Below are 3361 nucleotides of genomic sequence, written 5' to 3'. Positions count from 1 at the left end.
CTACGGTCTCGTCGGATCCGGGCACACCGAGCTCGCCAAGGCAACCCTCGCCTTGGTCACGTCATCACTGGTCATCGATGCATCCTCCATGATCGGGAGCTACACCGATACGATTTGCAGTCCCGCGGCCGCATGGGGTGGCGGGGTCAGGTGGTGTGTCGGCTGGTGGGGTCGAGTCTGCTGAAGACGGCGCGTACGAGGTCTCGGCTGTAGGCGGGGTAGGGCGGGGTGGTCATGGCTTCTTGGAGGAGGTAGGTGACCTTGGCCCATTGGCGGAAGTTGCCGTGGCAGGCCAGGTCGTCGATCCATAGGAGGTCGTCGACGCTGACGCTGGTCCAGATGGGGTGGTACTGGGGGATGGCGGTGAGGACTTCAGTCGGGGTGCGCGTCGCGGACGAGAGGGGTCGTGCCGAAATACCGTGGAGTCGTGCTGGGCTGTTGCCGTAGCGTTCACTGCGCCCGCACTCGTCCTGACCGGAGACACCGCACCATGAACGTACTTCTGTCAGGGATAGTCGGTTCCACCGCTTACGGACTGGCCGGGCCGGGATCCGACGTCGACCGTCTCGGTCTGTTCGCTGTGGACACGGCCGCACTCCACGGCCTGCACCGCCCGGCCGAGTCCCGTGTCACCACGGCGCCGGACCGGACCCTGCACGAGGCAGCGAAGTGGTGCCACCTCGCCCTGCGCGGCAATCCCACGGTCACGGAACTCGTCTGGCTTCCCGACGACCTCTACGAAGTGCGCACTGCCTTGGGTGACGAACTGATCGAGCTGCGAAGTTCCCTGCTGTCCGCCAAGCGCGTCCGTGACGCCTACCTCGGCTATGCCACCCAGCAGTTCAAGCGGCTGTACGACCGGGGCAACGGATCCTCTTCGGCGGACACCCGCAAGCGGACCGCAAAGCACGCCCGGCACCTCATGCGCCTGTGCCACCAGGGCTTCGAGCTGTACGCCACCGGCCGGCTCAACGTCCGCGTCCAGGACCCTGAGGCCTACCACGCCTTCGGCGATCAGGTCGCGGCGGACACGATGGCGGCACTTCCTCTCCTGCAGCGCTTCGAGGAACGGTTCGACGGGACCAAGAGCGTCCTGCCGGACCAGCCGGACGAGGCTCCCGTGGAGGCATGGCTGCACCGTGTCCGCACCGCGCACTTCACACCCTGAGCGGCGGGGCCGCACTGCGGACGGGCCTTGGTCCACCCGCTGAACCGGCGGGAGCGGCTCGGAGTTGCGGCTCACTGCCCGGCCGCCGGGGCGGCCGCGGTTGGGGTACTACAAGACCTACGGCCGTGAACTTCCCTGGCCGTGCGCGAAGCTCTGCCCTTCTCCCGCACCGGGTTCGCCCCATCGCGAACAAAGAGGGACCTGAGGGAGCGGATCCGCACCGGTCCTGCGGGTCGGCAGCGATCGGGCCTCCTGTGAAGATGCCCCATTCGACGACGGGGAGTCGAAGCGGAGGCCCAGCCGCTGGGCCAGGGCCCCGAAGTACACGCGGACCGGATGCTCTTGGTGCGCAGGACGAAGCGGTCAACGGCACGCAGTGCGGCAGGAGTGGTGAGCCGCATCCTCAGGGTCTTCGAACCCCTGCCGTCGGAGGCGGGCAGCGCACCCCGTCAACTCGGCGCCGCACGGGTCGACTTGGTAAAGCGTTGGCCAAGTAGCGGGATGGTCGCCACCGGACACAGTCCTCCCTAGTGACCGCCGCAAACCACGCACCCTGGGGAACCCGATGGTCCCAAGCGTCCTCTTGGAGAGCACCATGCTCGCAACTCCAGTCGATCTTGACCAGCTCACCGGCGTCTGGCAGATCGACCCTGACCACTCCGAGGTCGGCTTCTGCGTACGCCACCTCATGACCCGGCTGCGCGGCGCATTCACGCGGTTCTGCGGGACCATCACGGTCGGGGACAACCCTCTGTGGTCCAGCGTGCGGGCAGAGATCGACACCGCGTCGGTCGACACCCGCAACTCCGTGCGGGACAAGCACCTGCGCGCCACCGATTTCCTCGACAGTGACAACCACCCGACGGCGTACTTCACGTCTGCTCGCATCCGCGCAAAGGACGGCCGGTACCTCGTCGAAGGGGCGCTGGCCATCCGGGGCCAGGTCCGGCGGGTAACCCTCGAGCTGTTCCTGCTCGGTGTGGACACCGACGGGTCGGGCAGGACCAGGGCCGGATTCCGGGCCTACACCCGGATCCGCCGATCCGAGTTCGGCGTGACGGGCCATGCGCCCGTGGCTGGAAGACGCGCACTGATTGGTGACACCGTCATGCTGGAGCTGGAGATCCAGGCGGTCAAGGATCACTGATACGGCGGCCAGTGAGGCCGGCACGGATGGTTGGAGTATTCCCTCCGTCCTTTGCTGGCAGCCGGCGGCCGGACGCACCAGTCCGCGGGCAGCGGGTGGATAACCGCCGGGCGTGACAGCCGCCCTGCATTCCGACGGACGGCGGCCGGCGCAGTCGATGACGGCACTCCGGCGCTGCCGACCCGCGTCCGCACCGGCGGCGCGAGCAAGCCTGCCGCGCCGCCTCGGGCAGGCGCAGTGGGCGGCGATCCGGCCGAGGCCGCCCGTGTCGGCCGATGCCGCGATCGTCGCCGGCGTGCTCAGCAGGAGTAGACGACTGTCAGGAGACAACAATCGTGGAGCACGGAATAGAGCTCTCGATGGAATTCAACGGGACCGCCAGGAGACTCGATCCTGCCAGGACGTACGTGCTGGGTCGCGATCCTCAGTCGGACATGGAATTCCAGGAGCCTATCGTTTCGTGGCGGCACGCCCGAATCTACTGGAACGGAAAGAGCTGGGTCCTGCAGGATCTGGACAGCACCAACGGCACATACACCAACGGTCGGTGCATGCGTCTGGCAGACATCACCCACGGTGCTGTAACCAGCCTCGGCGGTGGAGCCGATGGTCCGCAGCTTCGCTTCAGTGCGCCGACGCACCAGCACAACGGTCACATCAAGGGCGGCGTCGCTCCGCCAGAAGCACACCGGGACAGTCAACCCACCGCCCCCCGCTCCCATGGACAGGCCGCCCGGGCCGCCACGCTGATCGCCCGTCGGCTCACCGTCAAGGTCAAGTGCGGCAAGAGCAGGAGAACGTTGCTGAACAAGGTGAGTTTCGCGGTGCCGCCGAAGGCTCTGGTCGCGGTGATCGGACCGTCCGGTTCTGGGAAGTCCACCTTGCTGCGCGCCCTGACCGGTCACCAGCGGGACGTAAGAGGCGAGGTGCTCTACGAGAACCACAACCTCCACGAGCGGTTCGCTGAACTGCGTCAGCGCATCGGCATCGTCCCCCAGCACGACATTCTCCATCTGCAGCTCACTGTACGGAGCGCGCTCCGGTAC

General features: G+C 67.2%; 3 protein-coding genes. All 3 read left to right on the top strand.

Annotated features, from left to right (window positions below; genetic code table 11):
- The first annotated feature begins 490 nt into the window (after positions 1-490).
- Complete coding sequence (locus ACI2LP_RS34015) at positions 491-1168, top strand: DNA polymerase beta superfamily protein (RefSeq protein ID WP_404728399.1); 678 nt, start codon at positions 491-493, stop codon at positions 1166-1168.
- 595 nt (positions 1169-1763) lie between these two features.
- Positions 1764-2315: a YceI family protein gene (locus tag ACI2LP_RS34010; protein WP_404728398.1), complete on the top strand. Its 552-nt coding sequence runs from the start codon at positions 1764-1766 to the stop codon at positions 2313-2315.
- Between the two features lie 335 nt (positions 2316-2650).
- A partial coding sequence (locus ACI2LP_RS34005; RefSeq protein ID WP_404728397.1) for an ATP-binding cassette domain-containing protein occupies positions 2651-3361 on the top strand: 711 nt, incomplete at its 3' end.

This window comes from Streptomyces sp. NPDC019890 (assembly GCF_044903445.1).
Classification (GTDB): domain Bacteria; phylum Actinomycetota; class Actinomycetes; order Streptomycetales; family Streptomycetaceae; genus Streptomyces.
This window is presented reverse-complemented; position numbering and strand designations above follow the sequence as displayed.